We start from the raw sequence: 18,121 nt of genomic DNA on the forward strand, positions 1-18,121 counted from the left end.
GAGGGCGGAGGAACATCCGTGGGCCGCTTTGAGACCCTGGACTACGAGGCGGGCGAGGACGGCGTCGCCTGGGTGACGCTGGACCGGCCCCAGGTCCACAACGCCTTCGACGCCCGGATGCTGCGCGAGCTGCGCGACCTGTGGCGCGCGCTGCGCGAGGACGACGCCGTCCGCGTCGTCGTCCTCACCGGCGCGGGCGACCGCGCCTTCTGCACCGGCGTCGACCGCAACGCGCTGGCCGACCCGGAGCTGCGCGTCGGCACGCGCGGAGGCACCCCGCTGCACTTCGACGACCCGGGCGACTGGATCAGCCCGAAGACGGCGGGCGACCTGTGGAAACCGGTCGTCGCCGCGGTCAACGGGATGGCCTGCGGCGGCGCGTTCTACCTGCTGGGGCAGGTCGAGTTCATCATCGCGGCGGAGCACGCGACCTTCTTCGACCCCCACACGACCTACGGCATGGCCTCGGTCTTCGAGTCGATGGCCATGCTCCAGCGCATGCCGCTGGGCGAGGTGATGCGGATGCAGCTGCTGGGCAACCACGAGCGGCTCAGCGCGCAGCGCGCCTACGAGATCGGCCTGGTCCAGGAGGTCGTCCCGGCCGACGAACTCCACGACGCGGCGGCGCGCGTCGCCACGGCGATCGCCTCGCAGCCGCCCCTCGCCGTCCAGGCGACGCTGCGCGCGGTCTGGTACGCCCAGGAACTGGGCTACCGCCAGGCCCTGGAGGTGGCCAAGACCCTGATCCAGGTCGGCAACGACCCGACCGCCCTCGCGGAGGGCCAGGCGTCCTTCGCCTCCGGCACCCGGACGCCGTGGCGGCTGCGCTGAACGGCACCACGGTCCGTCGGCCGGGGCAGCTCAGGCGCGGCGTCGCGGATCCCTGAGCAGGCCGGTCCGGACGGCGCCGCCCGCCAAGCGGGGCCACCCGCAGCTCGCGCCGCACGGTCAGGCGGGGGACTCCAGGCTCGTCAGCAGGACGGCCACGTCCAGGCCGGCGCTCAGGTAGTCGACGAAGGTCGGGTTGTTGAGGGCCCACGGGGAGCGCCGGCGGCGGATGAGCGCGACGGCCGCGGCCGGGGTCAGGCCCGCGAGGAGGAGGGTCTGGGCGACCACGAGGCCGGAGCGGTTGTAGCCGGAGTGACAGCGGACGAGGACGGTGCGGTCGTCGCGGAGCGCGTCGCGGGTGGCGAGGGCGAGGCGTTGGACCGACTGGAGTTGGGCGGCGGTCAGGGGGCCCGTCCGGCATCTCGGCGACGAGGTGGTCCACGTGCCGGGCCGGGCCGTGGCCCGCACGGGTGAAGAGACTGACGACGAGGTCGAACTCCTCGCCGACGACGGCCGCCCGGAGTTCGCCCGCGGCGTCCGTCCACTGGTGGCCGCCCATCCACAGGCCCGGCACCACCTCGTCCCAGGGGGACCGGGGGCCCTCGACGTCGCGGTCCTTCTGGCGTGTCCTCATCCGACCCCCTCCTGGGCATGCGAACGAGCCGGTCCCGGGCCGGGTTCCCGAGGGGTGACGGACGATCATGGCCCGCGTACGCTGCCGGGCATGTCGACGACGAAGTTCTCCTGGGAGACCGAGGCCGCGCGCTACGACGAGTCGCGCGGTGGGGAGGTGCGCGCGCAGGCGGCCGCGGAGGGGCTGGAGGCGCTGCTGCCGCAGGGCGTGCGGCGGCTCGCGGACGTGGGCGGCGGCACCGGGATCATCGGGCGGCGGTTGCGGCGCGATGACCGCGAGGTCGTCGTCGTGGACCTGACCCACGCCATGCTGAGGCTGGCGCACGAGCGGCTGCCGGGGCGCGCGGTCCGGGCGAGCGCCGAGCGGCTGCCGTTCCGTGACGGTTCGCTGGACGCGATCACCAGCGTCTGGCTGCTGCACCTGCTGTCGGACTCGCGGCCCGTGGTCGCCGAGTTCGCCCGCGTGCTGCGGCCCGGCGGCACGCTGGTGTGCACTGTCGACAAGGACGCCTGCCACGACGTCGGCAGCGACATCGACGAGGTGCTCGGTGACCTGCGGCCCCGGCGCGGCAACGCGGTCGGCGCGGCGGAGCAGGACGCGACCGAGCGGATCGTGGCGCACGGCGCGGAGTTCGGGCTGGTGCCGGTCGGGGAGGGGGCGTTCACAGCCCACCTGCGCGGCACCACGCCCGCGTCCCTCGCGGACCTGATCCGCGAGGACCGCTACCAGTTCTGGGCCCGCCGCCTCGCGCCCGCCGCCCGCCGGCGCATCCTCGACGGCCTTGCCACCCTCCCTGACCAGAACCGCAAGCGCCCCGACCCCCACTTCCGCCTCCTGGCACTCCGCCGCGCTTGAGCGGCGGGCTTGGGAGGTGCGCCTGGGGGCGCGCTTGAGCGGCGGGCATGGGCCGCGCGCCTGGGGTGCGCTTGCCCGAGCCGCGTGCCTGGGCCGAGTGCTTGGGCCGCGCGCCTGAGCGGCGGGCTTGAGCCGCGGGCCTGAGCGGCGGGCCTGAGCGGCGGGCCTGAGCGGCGGGCCTGGGAGGTGCGCCTGACCGGCGTGCCCGAGCCGCGTGCCTGGGCTGTGCGTTTGCGCCGTGTGCCTGGGCCGTGCGCTTGAGCGACGAGGCTGGGCCGCGCGCCCCGGCCGCCCGCCCGAGTCGCCCGCCCGAGTCGCCCGCCCGAGTCGCCCGCCCGGGTGGGCGCGCGTCAGGCGGGGGCGCCGACCGCGTCGTCCTCGTCGGGGCGGTCCGCCTCCGCGCCCGCCTCGGGCACCTGCTCGGCCGGGACCGGCAGCAGGGCCTGGGTGTCGCCGTCGACGTCCTCGTGCGCGCCCGGGGCCGCGATGACGCGCCACCAGGCGCGCTGCGGCAGCGGCTCGGCCGGCTCGAACGGCTCGCCCGGACGCGGCGTCGCGACCGGGACGTCGTGGGCCAGCGCCGCCGCGAGCGTGCGCTCGATCGGCTCCTCCCACGGGTGCGGGGCCAGGTCGAAGGTGCACCAGTGGATCGGCAGCAGCACGCCGCCGCCGAGGTCGAGGTGCGCCCGCACGCCCTCCTCGGGCGTCATGTGGACCTCGGGCCAGAAACGGCTGTAGGCGCCGATCTGGATCATCGCCGCGTCGAACGGGCCGTGCTGCGCGCCGATCCCGGCGAAGCCGGGGAAGTAACCGGTGTCGCCGCTGTGGAAGAGCCGGTGCCCGCCGCCGGTGACCACCCAGGACGCCCAGAGTTGGTAGCGGCTGGTGCGCGGGCCGCGCGAGCAGTAGTGGCGGGCCGGGGCGGCGGTCAGCGTCAGTCCGGCGACCTGCGCCGACTCGTGCCAGTCCAGCTCGACGATCCGCTCCGGCGGCACGCCCCAGAACTCCAGGTGCGCGCCCACCCCGAGCGGCACGGCGAACACCGCGCCGCCGGCGCCGAGCGCGCGGACGGCGGTCAGGTCCAGGTGGTCGTAGTGGTCGTGGGAGACGACGACCACGTCCACCGGACCGAGCTCGGCCAGAGGGATGGGGCTGGGGTGCAGCCTGCGCGGGCCGAAGCCGGGCATGGGGGAGCAGCGCTCACCGAAGACGGGGTCGAACAGCACCCGGCGTCCGCCGATCTCGGCGAGGACCCCGGCGTGGCCGAGCCAGGTGAGCCGCAGCCCGCTCGCGGCGGGCAGGGCGAGCTGCTCGGCGGTCAGCCGGTGCACGGGGACCGCGCCGGCGGGGCGGCGGCGGTCGCGGTGCTCGGTGAGCCCGGCCTGGAGTGCGGCGAGCGTGGCGCCGGGCAGGATCCGGCGGGTCCGTACGGGGTTGCGGAAGGCGCCGTCCACGAACTGCGGCGAGCGATGGATCCGCTCCAGCCGCTCGCCCGCCGGCTCGGCGGGGCAGCCGAAGCCCTCCGGCCGCACCCGGCCGAACGCTGTCCCGAGGGCAGTGAGGGAGAGGGATGAGGTCGACTCGGGGCGGGCACGGCCGGGCACGGCACCTCCAGGAGACGCGGTGAACTGCGCGACGATCTTTCGCAGCCTACCCGCGCACCCTGCCGCTCGCCGGGCAGCGACGGCACCCGGACGACGAGGTGGCGGGGCGCCACCCCGTCGTCCGGGTGCCGTGCTCGGGCGTGACCCGGGCGGGATCCGGACGTGTCTCAGGCGTAGAAACGCGTGATGGTGTCGGCGACACAGTGCGGCTTGCCGCCCTGCTCGCCCGCGATCGTGAACCGGACGACGACCTGGAGGCCGCCGGGGACCGGATCGGCGGAGACCAGTTCGGCGGTCGCCCGGACGGACGAGCCGACCGGCACGGGTGCCGGGAAGCGCACCTTGTCCGAGCCGTAGTTGACCGCCATCCGCACGCCCTCGACGGCGTAGCACTCCTTGGCGAGCACCGGGATCAGCGACAGGGTCAGGTAGCCGTGCGCGATCGTCGTCCCGAACGGGCCGTCCTTGGCGCGCTCCGGGTCGATGTGGATCCACTGGTGGTCACCCGTCGCCTCGGCGAACAGGTCGACCCGGCGCTGGTCGACGACGTGCCAGTCACTGGTGCCGAGCTCGGTGCCGACGGCCGCGGCCAGGTCTTCAAGGGTGGCGAAGGTGGTCATGGACCGGAGCGTAGCCGCCGCCCCGCTCCTCCTGAATGTGGCGCAGGTCACGCCATCGTGTCGGCGAGGACCCGTCCGCTGATCAGCTCCGGGTGGAGCCGGATCAGCGCGCCGGCGGTGCCGGACTCGGCCCGCCCGTGGACCAGGACCGAGCGCCCGGTGAGCGTGCCCGGGTCGAGCTCCTCGACCTGAAGGGCGACGACGTTGCCGTCGACGGACGCGGCCAGGCGCGAGCCCCGCGGTGCGGGGATGCGGATGGTGCCGCTGCCGCTGTCGTAGGCGAAGTGGACCGGCAGCACGTCCGGAATGGCGTGCCGGGTGAAGACGACCCTCCCGACGGAGTTGCGGGAGAGCAGGTCGACGCAGTCTTCGTGGCGCATGGCTTCCTCCTCCGGTATCTCCCCGTTCGCTGTCATGACTCAAGCCTGGATCATGAACGGGTGAACAGATAGGGAAGTAGGTCCTTTGCCAGGAGGCGCTTCGCCTGGCCCGATGGCCTCCCCGACGTGTGGTTTTCCTGCGCCGCAAGGGGGTACAGGGCCGGGGCGAGCAGGTGGGGCGCGGGGGACGGCCGGTTCCCGGGCATGCCGCACCGGAACGCGACCGGGTGCGGGAGTCGGTCCCGCCCCGGGAGGCCGGCGGGTGTGTCGGTGGTTGGGGGAACGGTGGATCTCGGGGTGGAGCTCGTGCTCCTCGGTGTGGAGTGTCCCGACGAGCGTGCGTTCGGTGGCTCGCTCGGTGCGGCGGCGGGCGCGCAGCGCTTCTGGCGCGCCGTGACGGCCACGCTGCTGGACGCCGGGCCGGGACGCTGCCGGGTCACCACCGTGCACCCGGAGACGGACGCGAACGCGATCCTCGCCGCGCTGCAGCAGGCGGCGGGGCGCGAGGGCCGGCTGCTGCTCGTCTATCTGGCCGGGCAGCTCGCCTGGGACCAGCGGCGTCGCAGACCGGTCGTGGTGGTGGCGGGCAGCCTGCGGGAGAGCGCGACGCGGCGCGGCCTGCCGTGCGACTGGGTGACCAGCGCGATGGCGCACGGCGCGGCGGCCGAGTCGCTCCTCGTGCTGGACCTGGCGGCGGAGCCCGAGGCCTGGCCGGAGATCCCGCAGTGGGTCCGGACCCTCCCGGCCGCCGTTCACGCCTGGGGGCGCGTGGCGCGTTACGAACCCTCCCGCCGTGGCCGCACGCCCCCTCCCGCCCTGGCCGGGACGCTGGCGCAGACACTGGGCGGCCTGCTGGAGGCGGGCCTGCCGGGAGCTCCGGCGGTGCTTGACCCGTTCACCCTCCATCCGGCCCTGACCGCGTCGGACCCGGACGCGGCGCCGTCCGAGCCGTCGCCGCAGTCCGCCGTGCACTGGGTGGAGCCACCGGAACGGAGCCGCCTGCTGCTGCGCAACCGTTCGGTGCTCCGGGGTCTGCTGTCGGGTGGGAAAACCACTGTTCGACGCGGATTCGTGCCCCCGGGCTATTGACTTCGGCATATTCCTCCGATTGCCGTTGACGTGAGCATTACGTTGGGGAGAATTTCAGCCACAACCCGGGACACCGGGCTGTGCGAGGCATATGGTGCTGAACACCGTCAACTGGGGAATGGACGGCAAGGGGGGAGCCATGCGGCGCCTGGGACCTACGTTCCTGAACCACCCTTTACGTGACACCGCGCGCTCGGCCGCGGTGCGCGGCATGGTCGGAGTCGTCGTCCTCGCCGTCCTCGGCGCGGTGCTGACGGCCTGTGGGAACGGCGGCAACGCCCAGACCCTCGACGGCGCGCCCGCGTCGACCTACAGCCCGCCACCGCCGACCGTGCGCGACGTGCGCGCGCTCGGCGGCCCGACCGCGACGGTCGTGCTGTGGGTCTACCGCAGCTACTGGGACGCCCAGATACGCGCGATGTCCACCGGCCAGGCGGACGGCAGCAACCTGTCGACGTACGCCACCGGCGCGGCCCTGAGCGAGAGTTACGCGGACGTCGTCCGCCTGCTCGGCGACGGGTTGCTGATGGCCGGCCAGCCGGTCAGCCACCCTGTCGTCACCGCGATCGGAGCCCTGCCCGGCGATCCGAAGGAGAGTCAGGCCACCCTCCAGGACTGCCTCGATGTCTCCGGCTGGCACCAAGTGAGCGCCCACGGCGGCCGGATCACCGACCCGGGCAGTCGGCTGACCAGGTACCCGCTCATCGTGACGGCCCGAACTGTCCAGGGAGCCTGGATGATCAGCGAGATCACCCGTGAGACGGGGCGGACGTGCTGAGCCGGACGCGTGCGTCGGCACGCTCGTTGGCCCGGGCCGGACTCGCCCTCGCCCTGCTGCTGGGCGGCCTCGTCGTCGGCGGCAGCGGCACCGCGTACGCGGGCGTGACCCCCTGCGACAACCTCTACGTCTGCGTCAGCGTCGGCCGCGGCGGAGGGGGAGGCGGTGGCGGAGGGGGCGGCGGAGGCGGCGGGGGAGGAGGCGGCAACGCCTGCTCGTACCAGAACACCCCGATGGCCTGTTACATCCCCGGCGTCGGCTGGCTGTCCGCTGCGGACGGCTGCTACTACATGCAGATGCAGCCCCAGCCGCCGGCGGGCGACCCGCTGTGGCAGGGGCATCAGCCCGGTGACGGCGCGGTGTACATCCGCACCTGCCCGCTCGTCTTCGGCGGCGGCACCGTCAGCGTGTGGATGGCCGCCCAACCTCCGCTGCCCCCGCACATGACGGCCGCGGAGGTCGCAGCGTACGCGTTCAACCGGCTCAAGCGCGGCCAGGTGTTCATCCTCAGCGCGCCGCACAGCGGTGGGTGGGGGCTGGTCAACTCGCCCGTCATGCTCTGGCTCTCCACCCACGATCCGGACCACGGCATCGCCTGGGTGACTTACGCCAGGCGGTTGCGGGCGACGGCCAGCATCCCCGGACTCTCGGTGACCGCGTCGGCCTGGAGCAAGCAGGTGAACTACACCGTGTCGGTGGGCCTGGGCGGCACGGCGGTCGGCGGTGAGACGTGCGCGGGCCCCGGCGTGCCCTTCACCAAGGTGTTCGTGGCCGGGTGTTCCCACGTCTTCTCGAAGGCCGACGACGGCTACGTGGTCACCGCCACGGTCACCTGGACGGTCTATTGGACGGCCAGCGACGGCGAGTCCGGCTACCTGAAGGTGGACGACGTTCAGGCCAAGAACAGCATCCCGCTCGAGATCAAGGAACTCCAGGTGCTCAACTGACGCGCCGCGCAGGTGACACGGCACGCGGCGCAGCAAGACAGCCAGGAACGGAAACGGACGAAAGAAAGAGGCGAACCCCGGTGGAAGCCCCCGCGTCGCCGACGCTCACGGCCGCACAACGCCCGGCCACCGCACCCGCCCGCGCCCCGCAGCGCCGCAGGCGCCGCCCCGCCGTGCTCGCCCTCGGCGTGGCCCTCGTCGCCGCGGGCGGCCTCGGCGGAGCCGCGCTCTACCTGACCACGGGTCACCGCGTACCGGTGCTGGCCCTGGCCCACGACGTGCCCGCCGGACAGCCTCTCACCGCCGACGACCTGACGCAGGTGCAGATATCGCTCGACCCCGCCCTGCACCCGCTCTCCGCCGACAGCCACGTGCTGAACATGCGTGCCACCACGGACCTCAAGGCCGGTCAGCTGCTGACCGCCGCCGACCTCACCAACGACCCGCTGGTCCAGGCGGGGCAGGAGGTCCTCGGGGTCTCCGCCAAGCCCGCGCAGCTGCCGGGGTCGGGCCTCCAGCCGGGCACCTGGGTGGTCCTGGTCTACACGCCCTCGGCGGAGGGGAACGGCGGGGGCAACGGCGCCGAGAGCCTGCCGAGCGCCGGCGCCTCCGGCAGCGCGGCGGGCGGTGCGGCGGGTGGCGCCGGAACCGTGCTGCAGGCCGTGACCGTGCGCGTCGTCGCCGTGAGCGCCGCCTCGCAGAGCGACGGGACGGTCACCGTCGACGTCGCCGTGCCGCAGGCGCAGGCGAACCCCGTCGCGGACCTCGTCGCGAGCGGGAAGTTCGCCGTGCTGCTCGCCGCCCCCGGCACGAACGGGGGTGGCTGATGGCGGTAGTCGCGATCACCGGCGGCCCCGGTGCACCCGGCGCGACCAGCGCGGCCCTCGCGCTGCTGCTGAGCTGGCCGCTGACGGAGCATCGCCGGGTGCTGCTGATCGAGGCCGACCCGGACGGCGGCGCGGTGCTGGCCGGCGCCCTGCAGGGCGAGGTCCAGGCGAGCAAGGGTCTGCGCCACCTGGCCCTGTCCGACCGGCGCGGACGGCTGCTGGAGGAGATGTGGGACCAGTGCATCGACCTGTCCCCCAAGGGGACCGGTGACCGGCTGTTGCTCCCCGGGCTCACCGACCCGGCCCAGGCCACGGCGCTCCACTACACCTGGGAGCCGCTCGCCGAGGCGTGCCGGCGGCTCGACGGCTACGGCTGTGACGTCATCGTCGACCTCGGCCGCTCCGGTGGTCACGGCGGCTCCGCGGTGCTGGCGCACCGGGCCGACGCGGTGGTCGCCGTCGTCCGTACGACGCTGCGCGGGCTCAGCGGTGCCCGCCCCCGCGTCGCTGCCCTGGCCGCGGAGCTGACCGCGGCGGGGGCCGCGGACGCCCTCACCCTGTTGCTCGTCCGTGAGGGCCCCTACGCCGCGGCGGAGGTCTCCCGCTCGCTCGGGGTGCCCGTCGTCGGCCTGTTCCCGTTCGCACCGAAGGACGCCCGCGTCCTGTCCGACGGCGGTGGCCGCACCGGCGACCGCCGCTTCCAGCGCTCGGAACTGATGCGCGCCGCCCGCTCCACCGGCGACGAACTGCGCGCCCTGACCTCCCGCCGTCGTCTCGTCGCCCGGCCGCCGCAGGCGGTGCCCGCACCGCCCGTCGCGGGCGTGGTGCCGACGCCGGACGGCGCGGCGGACACCGCAGTGGTACCCCACTCCTACGGCGGGCTCACGCCGGACCCGGCTCCGGGGCCGATACCGAACCCCCCTGGTGCGTCGACGGGTCACGGCGCGGCCGCGCCGTACCCCTACGTTGTGCCCGCCGCCGCGCCGGTACCTGCCCCGCTCCGCGTCGTCCCGGCGCCGCCCGCCCCCGGGACGCCGCCCGGCGTGCCCCTGGCACCGGTCGCGGACACCACGCACCTCGGCTACCGAGGGGCCCACTCGGCCCCGCCCGCCGACCGCCCGTGGCCCGCGGCGGCGCAGGGCGGAGCGCCGGGGCAGCCCCCGCGCAGGGTGCCGGTGCCGCGCGTGGACGGGCTGACCCCCTCCGTCGGCCCGTGGCCCAACCCCTCGGCGGAGCCACCGGTCCCGGTCCAGCCCCGGCCTGCCGCGCCACCCGCGGCGGACCCCGGACCCGCCCCTGCCGCGGCGCACCCCTGGCCCAATCACGCGCCCGTGCCCGCCTCGCAGCCGCCCGGCACGGCGTGGCCCGCGGCGGAGCCCGCAACCGCCCCTGCCGCGGCGCACCTCTGGCCCAACCACGCTCCCGCGCCCGCCTCGCAGCCGCCCGGCACGAGACGGGCCGGGGGGCACGGGGAGGTTCCCGGGCCGTACCCGCGGTCGATCCGCGAGGTGCTGGACCTGGCCGCCGCGTCCGAGCTCGGGGTGGATCCCGCCGGGCCCAGCGGGCCCGTCGCCTCGCCGATCGGGCCCGTGACACCCGGACAGGCGGCGCGGCTGCAGGCCGTGCACACCGAGCCCACGGCGCCGACCGCGGGCGAGGAGTCCGCGAACCCGTTCAACCCGCCGCACATGGTGGCGATGCCGCCGCTCGCCGAGCACGCGCCACGCCCGCCCGCGCCGGAGGAGTTCCGGCCGAGCGAGGACGCGCCGCACAACGGTGGCGACGGACCGTCAGGGGAGGTCGCCCGTGTCCGTTGAGCCGATGGAACGTATGGCCGCGGCCCTCGTCGTCGACGTGAAGGTCGCCCACGAGCTCAAACGGCAGGTCGCCGCCGAGCTCTACGAGCAGCTCAGCAACACGCCGGGGGTCGGTTCCAGCGACGCGGCGGGGCAGCGGCAGCGCGGGCGCGCGCTGATCGAGGAGGCAGTGGCCCGCTGGTCGGACGCGCACGCCGTCGCGCGCGGCACCAGCCCGACCAGGGAGCAGGACCGCGCCCTCGCCGAGGTCGTCTTCGACCTGCTCTTCCGGGCGGGGCGGCTCCAGCCCTACCTCGACGACCCCGACATCGAGAACATCCTCATCAACGGGTGCGACGACGTCTGGATCTCCAAGGCCAACCAGCCGTTGCGCCAGGTCCCGCCGGTCGCCGACAGCGACGAGGAACTCGTCGAGCTGCTCCAGGACCTGGCGCGGCGTCACGGCGGCGGCGAGCGCAGCCTCTCCACCGCCAGCCCGATGCTGGCGCTGCGCCTGGAGGGCGGCATGCGCCTCCAGGCCATGACCAGCGTCACGCCTCGCCCGTACGTGGCGATCCGCCGCCACCGCGTGCAGAACGCGACCCTCGGGGATCTCGTCCAACTCGGCACCGTCGACTCGACGATGGCCTCGTTCCTGGCCGCCGCGATCCGGGCTCGCAAGAACGTCATGATCACCGGCACCCAGGGGGTCGGCAAGACCAGCCTGCTGCGCGCGATGGCGGGGGAGATTCCGCCGGACGAGCGGGTCGGCACGCTGGAGTCGGAGTTCGAGCTGTGGCTGCACACGCTCGGACACCTGCGCCAGGTGGTGCCGATGGAGGCCCGCGAGGGGAACGGCGAGCGGGTCGACGGGCGCGCGGCGGGGGAGTTGAGCATCGGCGAGCTGATCCCGGCCGCGCTGCGGATGACGCTCAGCCGGATCATCGTCGGCGAGGTCCGTTCCGGTGAGGTCGTGCCGATGCTGCGGGTCATGACCAACGGCGAGGGCGGCTCGATGTGCACGCTCCACGCGCGCACCCCGCACATGGTCGTGGATCGCATCGCCGAACTCTGCCTGGAGTACGGCGCACAGATGACCGACCAGCTCGCCTACCGGCTCACCGCCAACGCGCTCGACTTCGTCGTGCACGTGACGATGATCGACGAGACCGGCATCGGCGGCCGCCGCCACCGCTTCGTCTCGCACATCCTGGAGGTCGCCGGCCTCGGCGAGCAGGGGCGGCCCGCGCTCAACACCGTCTTCGGGCCGCGCAAGGGCGGCACCGACGCCCAGGGTCGCCCGGTGTGGGCGGAGCCGCGCGCGGTACCGCAGACCCCGCCGGCCTGCCTGGACGACCTGCGCCGCGCCGGCTTCGACGCCGCGCTGCTGCGCAACCCCTACGGCACCTGGGCCGCCCCGCTCAGCCTGCGGGTCAACGGCGGGGCGGACCAGGGCGTGGGAGGGGTCGCATGAGCCTGCTTCTCTGGGTCGGCTGCGGCGCCGTCCTGCTCGGCGGCGTGGTCGCCCTCATCGCCTACGGCCGCGGCTCCGACGCCCCGGAGGCGGCACCGCGGCGAGCGGTGGGGCTGCCGCGCGGCGTCGCGGAGCAGCGCCGGCTCCAGACCGTCCTCGCGGTCGTCGGGGGCGCCCTCGGCTGGCTGCTGAGCGGGTTCGTGGTGTCGCTGCTGATCGTCCCGCTGCTCGTGTTCGGCCTGCCGTGGTTCCTGCGGGCCACCATGGCGCAGAAGCAGGGCATCGACCGGCTGGAGGCGTTGTCCGAGTGGACCCAGCGCCTCTCGGACGTGCTGCTGCTCGGCCTGGGGGTCGAGCAGGCGCTGGTAAGCAGCCTGCGCACGGCACCCGCCGCGATCGAGGCGGACATCGCCGACCTGGTCGGCCGCATCCAGGCGCGGCAGAGCGCCGAGGAGGCGCTGCGGATGATGGGTGACCGCTTCGGCGACGCGACGGCCGACAAGGTGCTGGCCACGCTGCTGCTGCGGATCAGCGACCGCGGCCCCGGACTGGCCCGCGCGCTCACCGACATGGCGGATTCGGTCCGCGAGGAGGTGCGTCAGCGGCGCGTCATCGAGGCGGACCGGGCCAAGCACCGGGCCACCGTCCGCTGGCTGGTGATGATCATGCTTGCGGTCTCCACGGTGATCGCGGTCAACCCCTCCTACGCGGCCCCCTACGCCACGCCCACCGGACAGGTCGTGCTCGCGGTCGTCGTGTTGAGCCTGGTCGCGATCGTGGGCTGGATGGCGTCCATGGCCACCCACCGCCCGGTGCCGCGCTTCCTGGAGCCCGACCGCAGGACACGGGCCGGTGGCGTGGTCACGACGACGGCGCAGGAGGAGGACGCGTGATCACCTGGCTGGTCGTGACGGGCTGTCTGGCAGGCCTCGGCCTCGCCCTGTTCGTCGCGGAACTGCGGCCCTCCCCGCCGGAGTTGGGCGTCGCCCTGGAACGGCTCCACCCTGATCCCGCGCTGCCGGGAGAGGCGGTGACCGACCGCGAGCCCGACGGCGCCTACGAGGCGCTCGGCAGGCGCCTGCGCAACTTCCCCGGTGTCACGGTCCCGCAGCGTGAGCTCGCCCTGGTCGGCCGCAGCCCGGAGCGTCACCTGGCCCAGAAACTGCTCAGCGCGCTGCTGGGCCTGGTCGCCTTCCCCTACGTCGCCTTCATGGGCTCCCTGGTGGGGGTCTCCATGCCGGTGCTGGTGCCGGCGGTCGCCTCGCTGGCGCTCGCGGCGGGGATGTGGTTCCTGCCGGACCTGCTGCTGCGCAGCCAGGCCGCGGAGGCCCGGGTCGACCACCTGCACGCCGTCGCCGCCTACCTGGAGCTGGTGGCCCTGGAGCGGGCCGGCGACCGCGGCCCTGCCGAGGCCCTGCTCAGCGCGGCCCGGGTGGGTCAGGGCCCGGTGCTGCGGCGCATCTCGCTCGCCCTCGACCGCGCGCTGCTCGACCGGCGCCCGCCCTGGGACGGCCTGTCCGACCTCGCGAGCGAGCTGGGGCTGACACCGCTCCAGGACCTCGCCGACACGATGCGCATGGCCGGCACCGACGGTGCCGCCGTCTACAAGACCCTCCGCGCGCGGGCTGCGAACCTGCGCGGGGAGTTGCTCTCCGACGAACTGGCCCGAGCCAACGTGGTGAGCGAACGCATGGTCCTGCCCGGCACCGCACTGGTGATGGTCTTCACCCTGCTGGTCGGGTTCCCTGCGGTTTCCCGGATGATGCAATGAGCGAAGGAGAGATGACGGATGTTCCGTGGCCGACGCGTGCCGGACGAACTGCTGCCGGTGCTCATGATGTGGACCTGGGTCGAAGCTCGCGGCCACCGGGTCAAGTCCCGGGCGCGGCAGGTGCACAGCACGAAGGACCTGGGTGCGCTCAGCTTCGAGGCGGTGGCGCTCGCGATCGGGCTGTGCGCGGTCGCCATCGCGCTCACCCTGTTCCTGAAGGGGTTCGTGACCACCCAGGCCAAGCAGATCACCACGAAGTGACCGCGGTCGGCGGCGATCGCGGCTCGCTCTCGGTCGAGCTGGTCGCGCTCTTCGGGGCGCTGCTGCTGCTCGTCCTGCTCGTGGTGCAGGGCGCCTCCTGGTGGTTCGACCGCCAGGTCGCGCTCGGCGCCGCGCGGGAGGGTGCCGCGGTCGCCGCCGACACGCAGAGCGGCGGCCAGGACCCGCAGACGGTCGCGCTGGCCTTCATGCAGCGGGGCGGCTGGCTGGTGGGCGGCGCCTCGGTCGAGAAGCCGCACAAGAACCCGGACCACACCGTGACCGTGGTGGTCCACGCGCGAGTTCGGTCCGTGCTGGGGACGCTGTCCTTCCCGATCAGGGTCGCGGTGACCGTGCCGGTGGAACGGTTCGTGGGAGCGGGCGGATGAGTGGCGGCGGTGGCCGACGGTGGGCGGACGAGGCGGGCTCGCTGTCGCTGGAGACGGTGGCGGTGATCCCGGTCTTCCTCGCCTTCTTCGCCTTCGTCATCGTGGCGGGAACCATCCAGAACGACCAGGGCACGATGGACGCGGCCGTCCAGGCCGGGGCCCGGTCCGGTTCGCTCAGCAGGGACCCGGCCGCCGTGGACGGCGCCATCCACTCGGCGGCCGACGAGGTGTTGAGGAAAGCGGGGTTGGGGCAGTGCGTGGGGACGGTGGGGCTCGCACCCGGGACCGACGGGGTCGGAGCGGGGGTGCCGCCCCTGGGGGACTACAACGTGGTGACGGCGACCGGAAGTTGCGAGGTCAGGATCGACTTCGGCCTGATCAGCGTCACCGAGAAGGTGCAGAGCGACTTCACCTCGGTCGTCGACGCCTACCGCGGCCGGTGAGCCCGCCGGGCCGGAAGGAGCAGGGCACGGTGTCCTTCTTCGTCGTGGGCTGCATCCTGGCCTTCTTCGCGCTGGCCGGACTCACCTTCGACGGCGGCGGAAAGATCCGCGAGGCGGCGCGCGCCGACGCGGTCGCCCGCGAGGCCGCCCGGGCCGCGTGCGAGCAGATCAACCAGGTGACCGTGCTGAGCAAGGGCACCTACGTGCTCGACCGGCGGCACGCCCAGCGGGCGGGCAGCGTGTACGCCAACGCGCAGCACATGCAGGGGTTCCACCTGATCTTCCCCAGGCCGGACACCTGCCTGGTCACCCTGACGGCCACCTACCGGACCCAGCTGCTGGGTCTGCTGGGCGTCGACACGCTGAAGGTCAGTGGCACGGGCCAGGCCCAGTTCGTCTACGGCGTCACCGGCATCGAGGGGTGAGCAGAACATGGTGCGTACGTTCCTGAGGGCGTTCGGCGCGTTCGTCACGCTGCTTGCCCTGCTCGTCGGCCTGCCGGGCGTACTCGGTTACGGCACCTGGGCGATCGCGGTGCACGCGCGCCCCGAGCAGTCGTCGCTGACGCAACTGCTGACCAGACCGGACAACGGCAACCTCTTCCTGTGGGCGCTGGTCGCCGTCGGGTGGATCGCCTGGCTGGCGCTCGCGGTTTCCGTGCTGGTTGAGATCCCTGCTCAGCTGCGCGGGCGGGTGGCGCGGCGGCTGCCGACGCTCGGCTGGAGCCAGCGCCTGGCCGGCGGGCTGGTCGGCGCGATCCTCGCGCTGCTCCCCATGGCCGGCGGCGCCCTCGCGGCCACGGGTGCGCCCGCGCCCCGACTCGCCGTCACCGCGCCGCACATACCCGAGTCCGCCACCGCCGGGGCCGGCGTCACCGCGCCGGACGCGGCCCCGGTCCGGGCCTCCGCCCACGCGCGCCTGCCGCACTACACCGTCCGCGCCACCCGACCCGCCGAGACCCTGTGGGGCATCGCGCAGCAGACACTCGGCTCGGGCGAGCGGTGGCGTGAGATCGCCAAGCTGAACGAGGGCCGGGTGATGGACGCCCACCACCGGGTCTTCGACGCCGAACGGCCGATCCAGCCGGGCTGGGAGCTGCTGCTGCCGCCCGAGGCGCACGTGCCGCACGGAACCGGGGCAGCGGCCGGGCACGGCGGCGCGAGCGGAGAAGCCGTCGCGTCGACCGCGCGGCACGCCCACGCGGGCTCCGCGGCGCGAGACGACGACTCCGCCGCGCCCGGCGGCCATGGCACGCACCGGGCCCCGGCCGCGCACGGCGCCGTCCACACCGCCACCACGGCCTCGGCCGCGCACACCGCCCCCTCGGGCGGCGTGTCGCACGAGGGCGGGCGAGTGGTGACGGTCCGGCATGGGGACACGCTCTCCGCGATCGCCGAGCGGGAGATGGGCAGTGCGGCCGCGTGGCCGCGGCTCTTCGCGGCGAACCGGGGCGCTCTCGCTCCCGACGGCCGCAGGCTGACGGACCCGAACCTGATCGAGCCCGGCATGCGCCTGACCATCCCCGCCGCCGCGCCCGGCACCGACGGCGGGAGCCGGGGCGGGGGAGTCCCCGCGTCCGGTGGTTCGGGCGCTGGCGCTGGCGCGGGAGGCAGCGGCACGCCGACTGCCGCGCCCACTCCGGGCAGCAGCGCCTTCACCCAGGGCGGGAGCAGCACGCCTCCGGCGTCCGGGGCGCCGTCGTCGACCCCGGCGCCGACGCGTGTCCCCGGCCAGACCTCCGGGCAGACGCCGGTGCCCGACTCCGTCGGCTCCGGTGCCGCGCACGGCGGCCACCAGTCGGCGGGGCAGTTCGCCGTCGCCGCCGGGACGAGCGTGCTGGGTGCGGTGCTCGTCGGCACGGTCGCGCTGCGGCGGTCCCGGCGCCGGACCGTGCCGCCGCGTCAGGCGCCGCAGCACCGCGCGTCGGGCCGTCCGCCGAAGCCGCCGACCCCCGCCCCGACACGGGCCGGCTCCGGCCTGCCGCCGCTGGAACCGGCGGCGGTCCCGCTGCCGCCCGTCCCGGCGCCGCTCGCGTCGCCGCTGCCCCCCGCGCCCGGCCCCTACGTGCCGACACTGGCGACGCCGCAGGCCGTGCCGGAGCTCCTCGGGGTCACCCCGGCCGAGCAGCAGTCCGCGCGGGACCTGGACCTGCTCGGCCGCGCGCTGCGCAGCATGGCCCGCAACGTCGCCCGGGAGGGTCGTCGGCTGCCGCCGATCAACGTCGTGCGGGTGACCGCCTCCCACACCGTCGAGCTGCACCTGGTCGCGCCCGCCCCGCCGGTGGCGCCCTTCCGTGCCGCGCACGCGTCGACGGTCTGGTGGTGCACCCCCGACGCGCCCGGCCTGCTCGGCCCGGAGGCCGCCGCGGTCGTGCCCTCGCCCTACCCGGCGCTGGTCAGCCTCGGGGAGACGATCGACGGCGCGACCGTCCTGGTGGACCTGGAGGCGATCCGGCTGCTGCACGTCTCCGGCGAGCCGCACGACATCGCGCGCGTGCTGCGCACCCTCGCCCTGGAGTTGACCTTCACGCCGCTGGCGGACCGCGTCGGCGTCCACGTCGTCGGGATCGCCCAGGAGCTCGCGGCCGTCGCCGACGACCGGCTCGTCGTCCACCCCGGCCTGGAGCAGGCCGTCGCGGCACTGCAGCGCCGCGACGCGGCGGTGCGTTCCGCGCTCGTCCAGGCGGGCGCGGCGACGCCGCGCGAGGCACGGAGCAGAGGGCTCGGTGGCGACGAGTGGGCCCCGGAGGTGGTGCTCTGCGCCTCGTATCCCACGGGCGACGTGCCCGAGGCCCTCGGCCGCCTGCTCGACGCCCGTCCGCGCGGCAGCGTCGCCGTGATCACGGCCGCGCCGCCGCAGGGCAGCGGCCCCGTCGCCCGCTGGACGCTGCCGGCCGATGGTCACGGGGTGGTGCCGGGGCTGGAGATGGAGATCCAGCTGCAGAAGCTGGACGACGACACCTACCATCACTGGCTCCGCCTCCTCGGCGCGGATCTCCAGCCGCCGGTACCCGCGCCTGCGGCGGCCCCCGCCCCGTCCTGGCCCCCGACGGGCCCGCTCGCCGATCCCGCCACGAACCCGCTGGACGCCCCGGCGGTCTCCGCGTCCCGCTTCCCCGAAGCCGGCACGCCCGCGACGACCTCGAGCTTCCCCGTGCCGGGCACTCCGGTCTCGGGCCGCTTCCCGACGCCGGGCGGCGTCGGCGCGACCCAGCAGGGCCTCCGCGTGGTCGGCTCCGCCACCCCACCGCCCGCCTCGGACGCCTCCCTCGCCGGCCGCTTCCCCACCCCCCGCGGCCCGGTGCCCCCACCCCTCCCCGCACCGACGCCCGCCCCCGTGCCGCGGGTGGACCCGCGGTTCGGTGCTTCGGCGGGTGGGCAGTTCCCGGCGGAGCCGGGCGTGCCGCAGGTGGACCCGCGGTTCGGCGT

The 18,121-nt window shown here is 75.0% G+C and carries 19 protein-coding genes; 15 read left to right on the forward strand and 4 right to left on the reverse strand.

Features of this window, described 5'->3' with window-relative positions; all coding sequences use genetic code 11:
• Positions 1 to 18 precede the first annotated feature (18 nt).
• Positions 19 to 831 (forward strand): enoyl-CoA hydratase/isomerase family protein, encoded by an 813-nt coding sequence (locus tag ABH931_RS37485; RefSeq protein ID WP_370124010.1) that lies wholly within the window; start codon positions 19 to 21, stop codon positions 829 to 831.
• Positions 832 to 948: 117 nt separating this feature from the next.
• On the opposite strand, the gene ABH931_RS37490 is transcribed toward ABH931_RS37485, so the two are convergent.
• Positions 949 to 1,296, reverse strand: a complete 348-nt coding sequence (locus ABH931_RS37490) for a protein phosphatase (protein WP_370124013.1) — start codon at positions 1,294 to 1,296, stop codon at positions 949 to 951.
• Between the two features lie 256 nt (positions 1,297 to 1,552).
• Here ABH931_RS37490 and ABH931_RS37495 point away from each other — a divergent pair, with 256 nt between their 5' ends.
• Positions 1,553 to 2,317 (forward strand): class I SAM-dependent methyltransferase, encoded by a 765-nt coding sequence (locus tag ABH931_RS37495; RefSeq protein ID WP_370124015.1) that lies wholly within the window; start codon positions 1,553 to 1,555, stop codon positions 2,315 to 2,317.
• A 350-nt stretch (positions 2,318 to 2,667) separates the two neighbouring features.
• Here the strand turns inward: ABH931_RS37495 and ABH931_RS37500 are convergent, their stop codons facing one another.
• From ABH931_RS37500 to ABH931_RS37510, 3 genes are all read right to left on the reverse strand, one after another.
• On the reverse strand, positions 2,668 to 3,921 hold the full coding sequence (locus ABH931_RS37500) for an MBL fold metallo-hydrolase (RefSeq protein WP_370124017.1): 1,254 nt from the start codon (positions 3,919 to 3,921) through the stop codon (positions 2,668 to 2,670).
• Positions 3,922 to 4,088: 167 nt separating this feature from the next.
• Positions 4,089 to 4,541 carry a MaoC family dehydratase gene (locus ABH931_RS37505; RefSeq protein WP_370124020.1) on the reverse strand — a complete coding sequence of 151 codons (453 nt, stop codon included), beginning with the start codon at positions 4,539 to 4,541 and terminating at the stop codon, positions 4,089 to 4,091.
• A gap of 47 nt (positions 4,542 to 4,588) precedes the next feature.
• Complete coding sequence (locus ABH931_RS37510) at positions 4,589 to 4,921, reverse strand: pyridoxamine 5'-phosphate oxidase family protein (RefSeq protein ID WP_370124023.1); 333 nt, start codon at positions 4,919 to 4,921, stop codon at positions 4,589 to 4,591.
• A 297-nt stretch (positions 4,922 to 5,218) separates the two neighbouring features.
• Here ABH931_RS37510 and ABH931_RS37515 point away from each other — a divergent pair, with 297 nt between their 5' ends.
• The 13 genes from ABH931_RS37515 to ABH931_RS37575 form a co-directional block, all read left to right on the forward strand.
• Positions 5,219 to 6,010, forward strand: coding sequence for a hypothetical protein (locus ABH931_RS37515; RefSeq protein ID WP_370124026.1), 792 nt, complete (start codon positions 5,219 to 5,221; stop codon positions 6,008 to 6,010).
• 139 nt (positions 6,011 to 6,149) lie between these two features.
• The gene (locus ABH931_RS37520) at positions 6,150 to 6,788 is read left to right on the forward strand and encodes a hypothetical protein (RefSeq protein ID WP_370124027.1); all 639 of its coding nucleotides are present in this window, start codon (positions 6,150 to 6,152) and stop codon (positions 6,786 to 6,788) included.
• Complete coding sequence (locus ABH931_RS37525; RefSeq protein WP_370124030.1) at positions 6,782 to 7,735, forward strand: hypothetical protein; 954 nt, start codon at positions 6,782 to 6,784, stop codon at positions 7,733 to 7,735. Before ABH931_RS37520 ends, ABH931_RS37525 begins: the two co-directional genes overlap by 7 nt.
• Positions 7,736 to 7,815: 80 nt before the next feature.
• Complete coding sequence (locus ABH931_RS37530) at positions 7,816 to 8,562, forward strand: SAF domain-containing protein (RefSeq protein ID WP_370124032.1); 747 nt, start codon at positions 7,816 to 7,818, stop codon at positions 8,560 to 8,562.
• The gene (locus ABH931_RS37535; RefSeq protein ID WP_370124034.1) at positions 8,562 to 10,379 is read left to right on the forward strand and encodes a hypothetical protein; all 1,818 of its coding nucleotides are present in this window, start codon (positions 8,562 to 8,564) and stop codon (positions 10,377 to 10,379) included. Before ABH931_RS37530 ends, ABH931_RS37535 begins: the two co-directional genes overlap by 1 nt.
• Complete coding sequence (locus ABH931_RS37540; RefSeq protein ID WP_370124036.1) at positions 10,369 to 11,832, forward strand: CpaF family protein; 1,464 nt, start codon at positions 10,369 to 10,371, stop codon at positions 11,830 to 11,832. Before ABH931_RS37535 ends, ABH931_RS37540 begins: the two co-directional genes overlap by 11 nt.
• On the forward strand, positions 11,829 to 12,725 hold the full coding sequence (locus tag ABH931_RS37545; protein ID WP_370124038.1) for a type II secretion system F family protein: 897 nt from the start codon (positions 11,829 to 11,831) through the stop codon (positions 12,723 to 12,725). The genes ABH931_RS37540 and ABH931_RS37545 overlap by 4 nt, the downstream gene beginning before the upstream one ends.
• Positions 12,722 to 13,603, forward strand: a complete 882-nt coding sequence (locus ABH931_RS37550; RefSeq protein ID WP_370124041.1) for a type II secretion system F family protein — start codon at positions 12,722 to 12,724, stop codon at positions 13,601 to 13,603. Before ABH931_RS37545 ends, ABH931_RS37550 begins: the two co-directional genes overlap by 4 nt.
• Before the next feature lie 18 nt (positions 13,604 to 13,621).
• On the forward strand, positions 13,622 to 13,864 hold the full coding sequence (locus ABH931_RS37555; protein ID WP_370124044.1) for a hypothetical protein: 243 nt from the start codon (positions 13,622 to 13,624) through the stop codon (positions 13,862 to 13,864).
• A complete protein-coding gene (locus ABH931_RS37560) occupies positions 13,861 to 14,250 on the forward strand; it encodes a TadE/TadG family type IV pilus assembly protein (RefSeq protein ID WP_370124047.1) in 390 nt (129 codons plus the stop codon). Before ABH931_RS37555 ends, ABH931_RS37560 begins: the two co-directional genes overlap by 4 nt.
• Complete coding sequence (locus tag ABH931_RS37565; RefSeq protein ID WP_370124050.1) at positions 14,247 to 14,693, forward strand: TadE/TadG family type IV pilus assembly protein; 447 nt, start codon at positions 14,247 to 14,249, stop codon at positions 14,691 to 14,693. The genes ABH931_RS37560 and ABH931_RS37565 overlap by 4 nt, the downstream gene beginning before the upstream one ends.
• 29 nt (positions 14,694 to 14,722) lie before the next feature.
• The gene (locus ABH931_RS37570) at positions 14,723 to 15,118 is read left to right on the forward strand and encodes a hypothetical protein (protein WP_370124053.1); all 396 of its coding nucleotides are present in this window, start codon (positions 14,723 to 14,725) and stop codon (positions 15,116 to 15,118) included.
• Positions 15,119 to 15,125: 7 nt separating this feature from the next.
• A partial coding sequence (locus ABH931_RS37575) for a LysM peptidoglycan-binding domain-containing protein (protein WP_370124056.1) occupies positions 15,126 to 18,121 on the forward strand: 2,996 nt, incomplete at its 3' end.

This window comes from Streptacidiphilus sp. MAP12-33 (assembly GCF_041261265.1).
GTDB lineage: Bacteria > Actinomycetota > Actinomycetes > Streptomycetales > Streptomycetaceae > Streptacidiphilus.

Coding starts and splice junctions, on each gene's coding strand:
- ABH931_RS37510 (WP_370124023.1), bottom strand. CDS start 4,921: ATGCGCCACGAAGACTGCGTCGACCTGCTCTCCCGCAACTCCGTCGGG.
- ABH931_RS37555 (WP_370124044.1), top strand. CDS start 13,622: ATGTTCCGTGGCCGACGCGTGCCGGACGAACTGCTGCCGGTGCTCATG.
- ABH931_RS37545 (WP_370124038.1), top strand. CDS start 11,829: ATGAGCCTGCTTCTCTGGGTCGGCTGCGGCGCCGTCCTGCTCGGCGGC.
- ABH931_RS37505 (WP_370124020.1), bottom strand. CDS start 4,541: ATGACCACCTTCGCCACCCTTGAAGACCTGGCCGCGGCCGTCGGCACC.
- ABH931_RS37495 (WP_370124015.1), top strand. CDS start 1,553: ATGTCGACGACGAAGTTCTCCTGGGAGACCGAGGCCGCGCGCTACGAC.
- ABH931_RS37565 (WP_370124050.1), top strand. CDS start 14,247: ATGAGTGGCGGCGGTGGCCGACGGTGGGCGGACGAGGCGGGCTCGCTG.
- ABH931_RS37520 (WP_370124027.1), top strand. CDS start 6,150: ATGCGGCGCCTGGGACCTACGTTCCTGAACCACCCTTTACGTGACACC.
- ABH931_RS37535 (WP_370124034.1), top strand. CDS start 8,562: ATGGCGGTAGTCGCGATCACCGGCGGCCCCGGTGCACCCGGCGCGACC.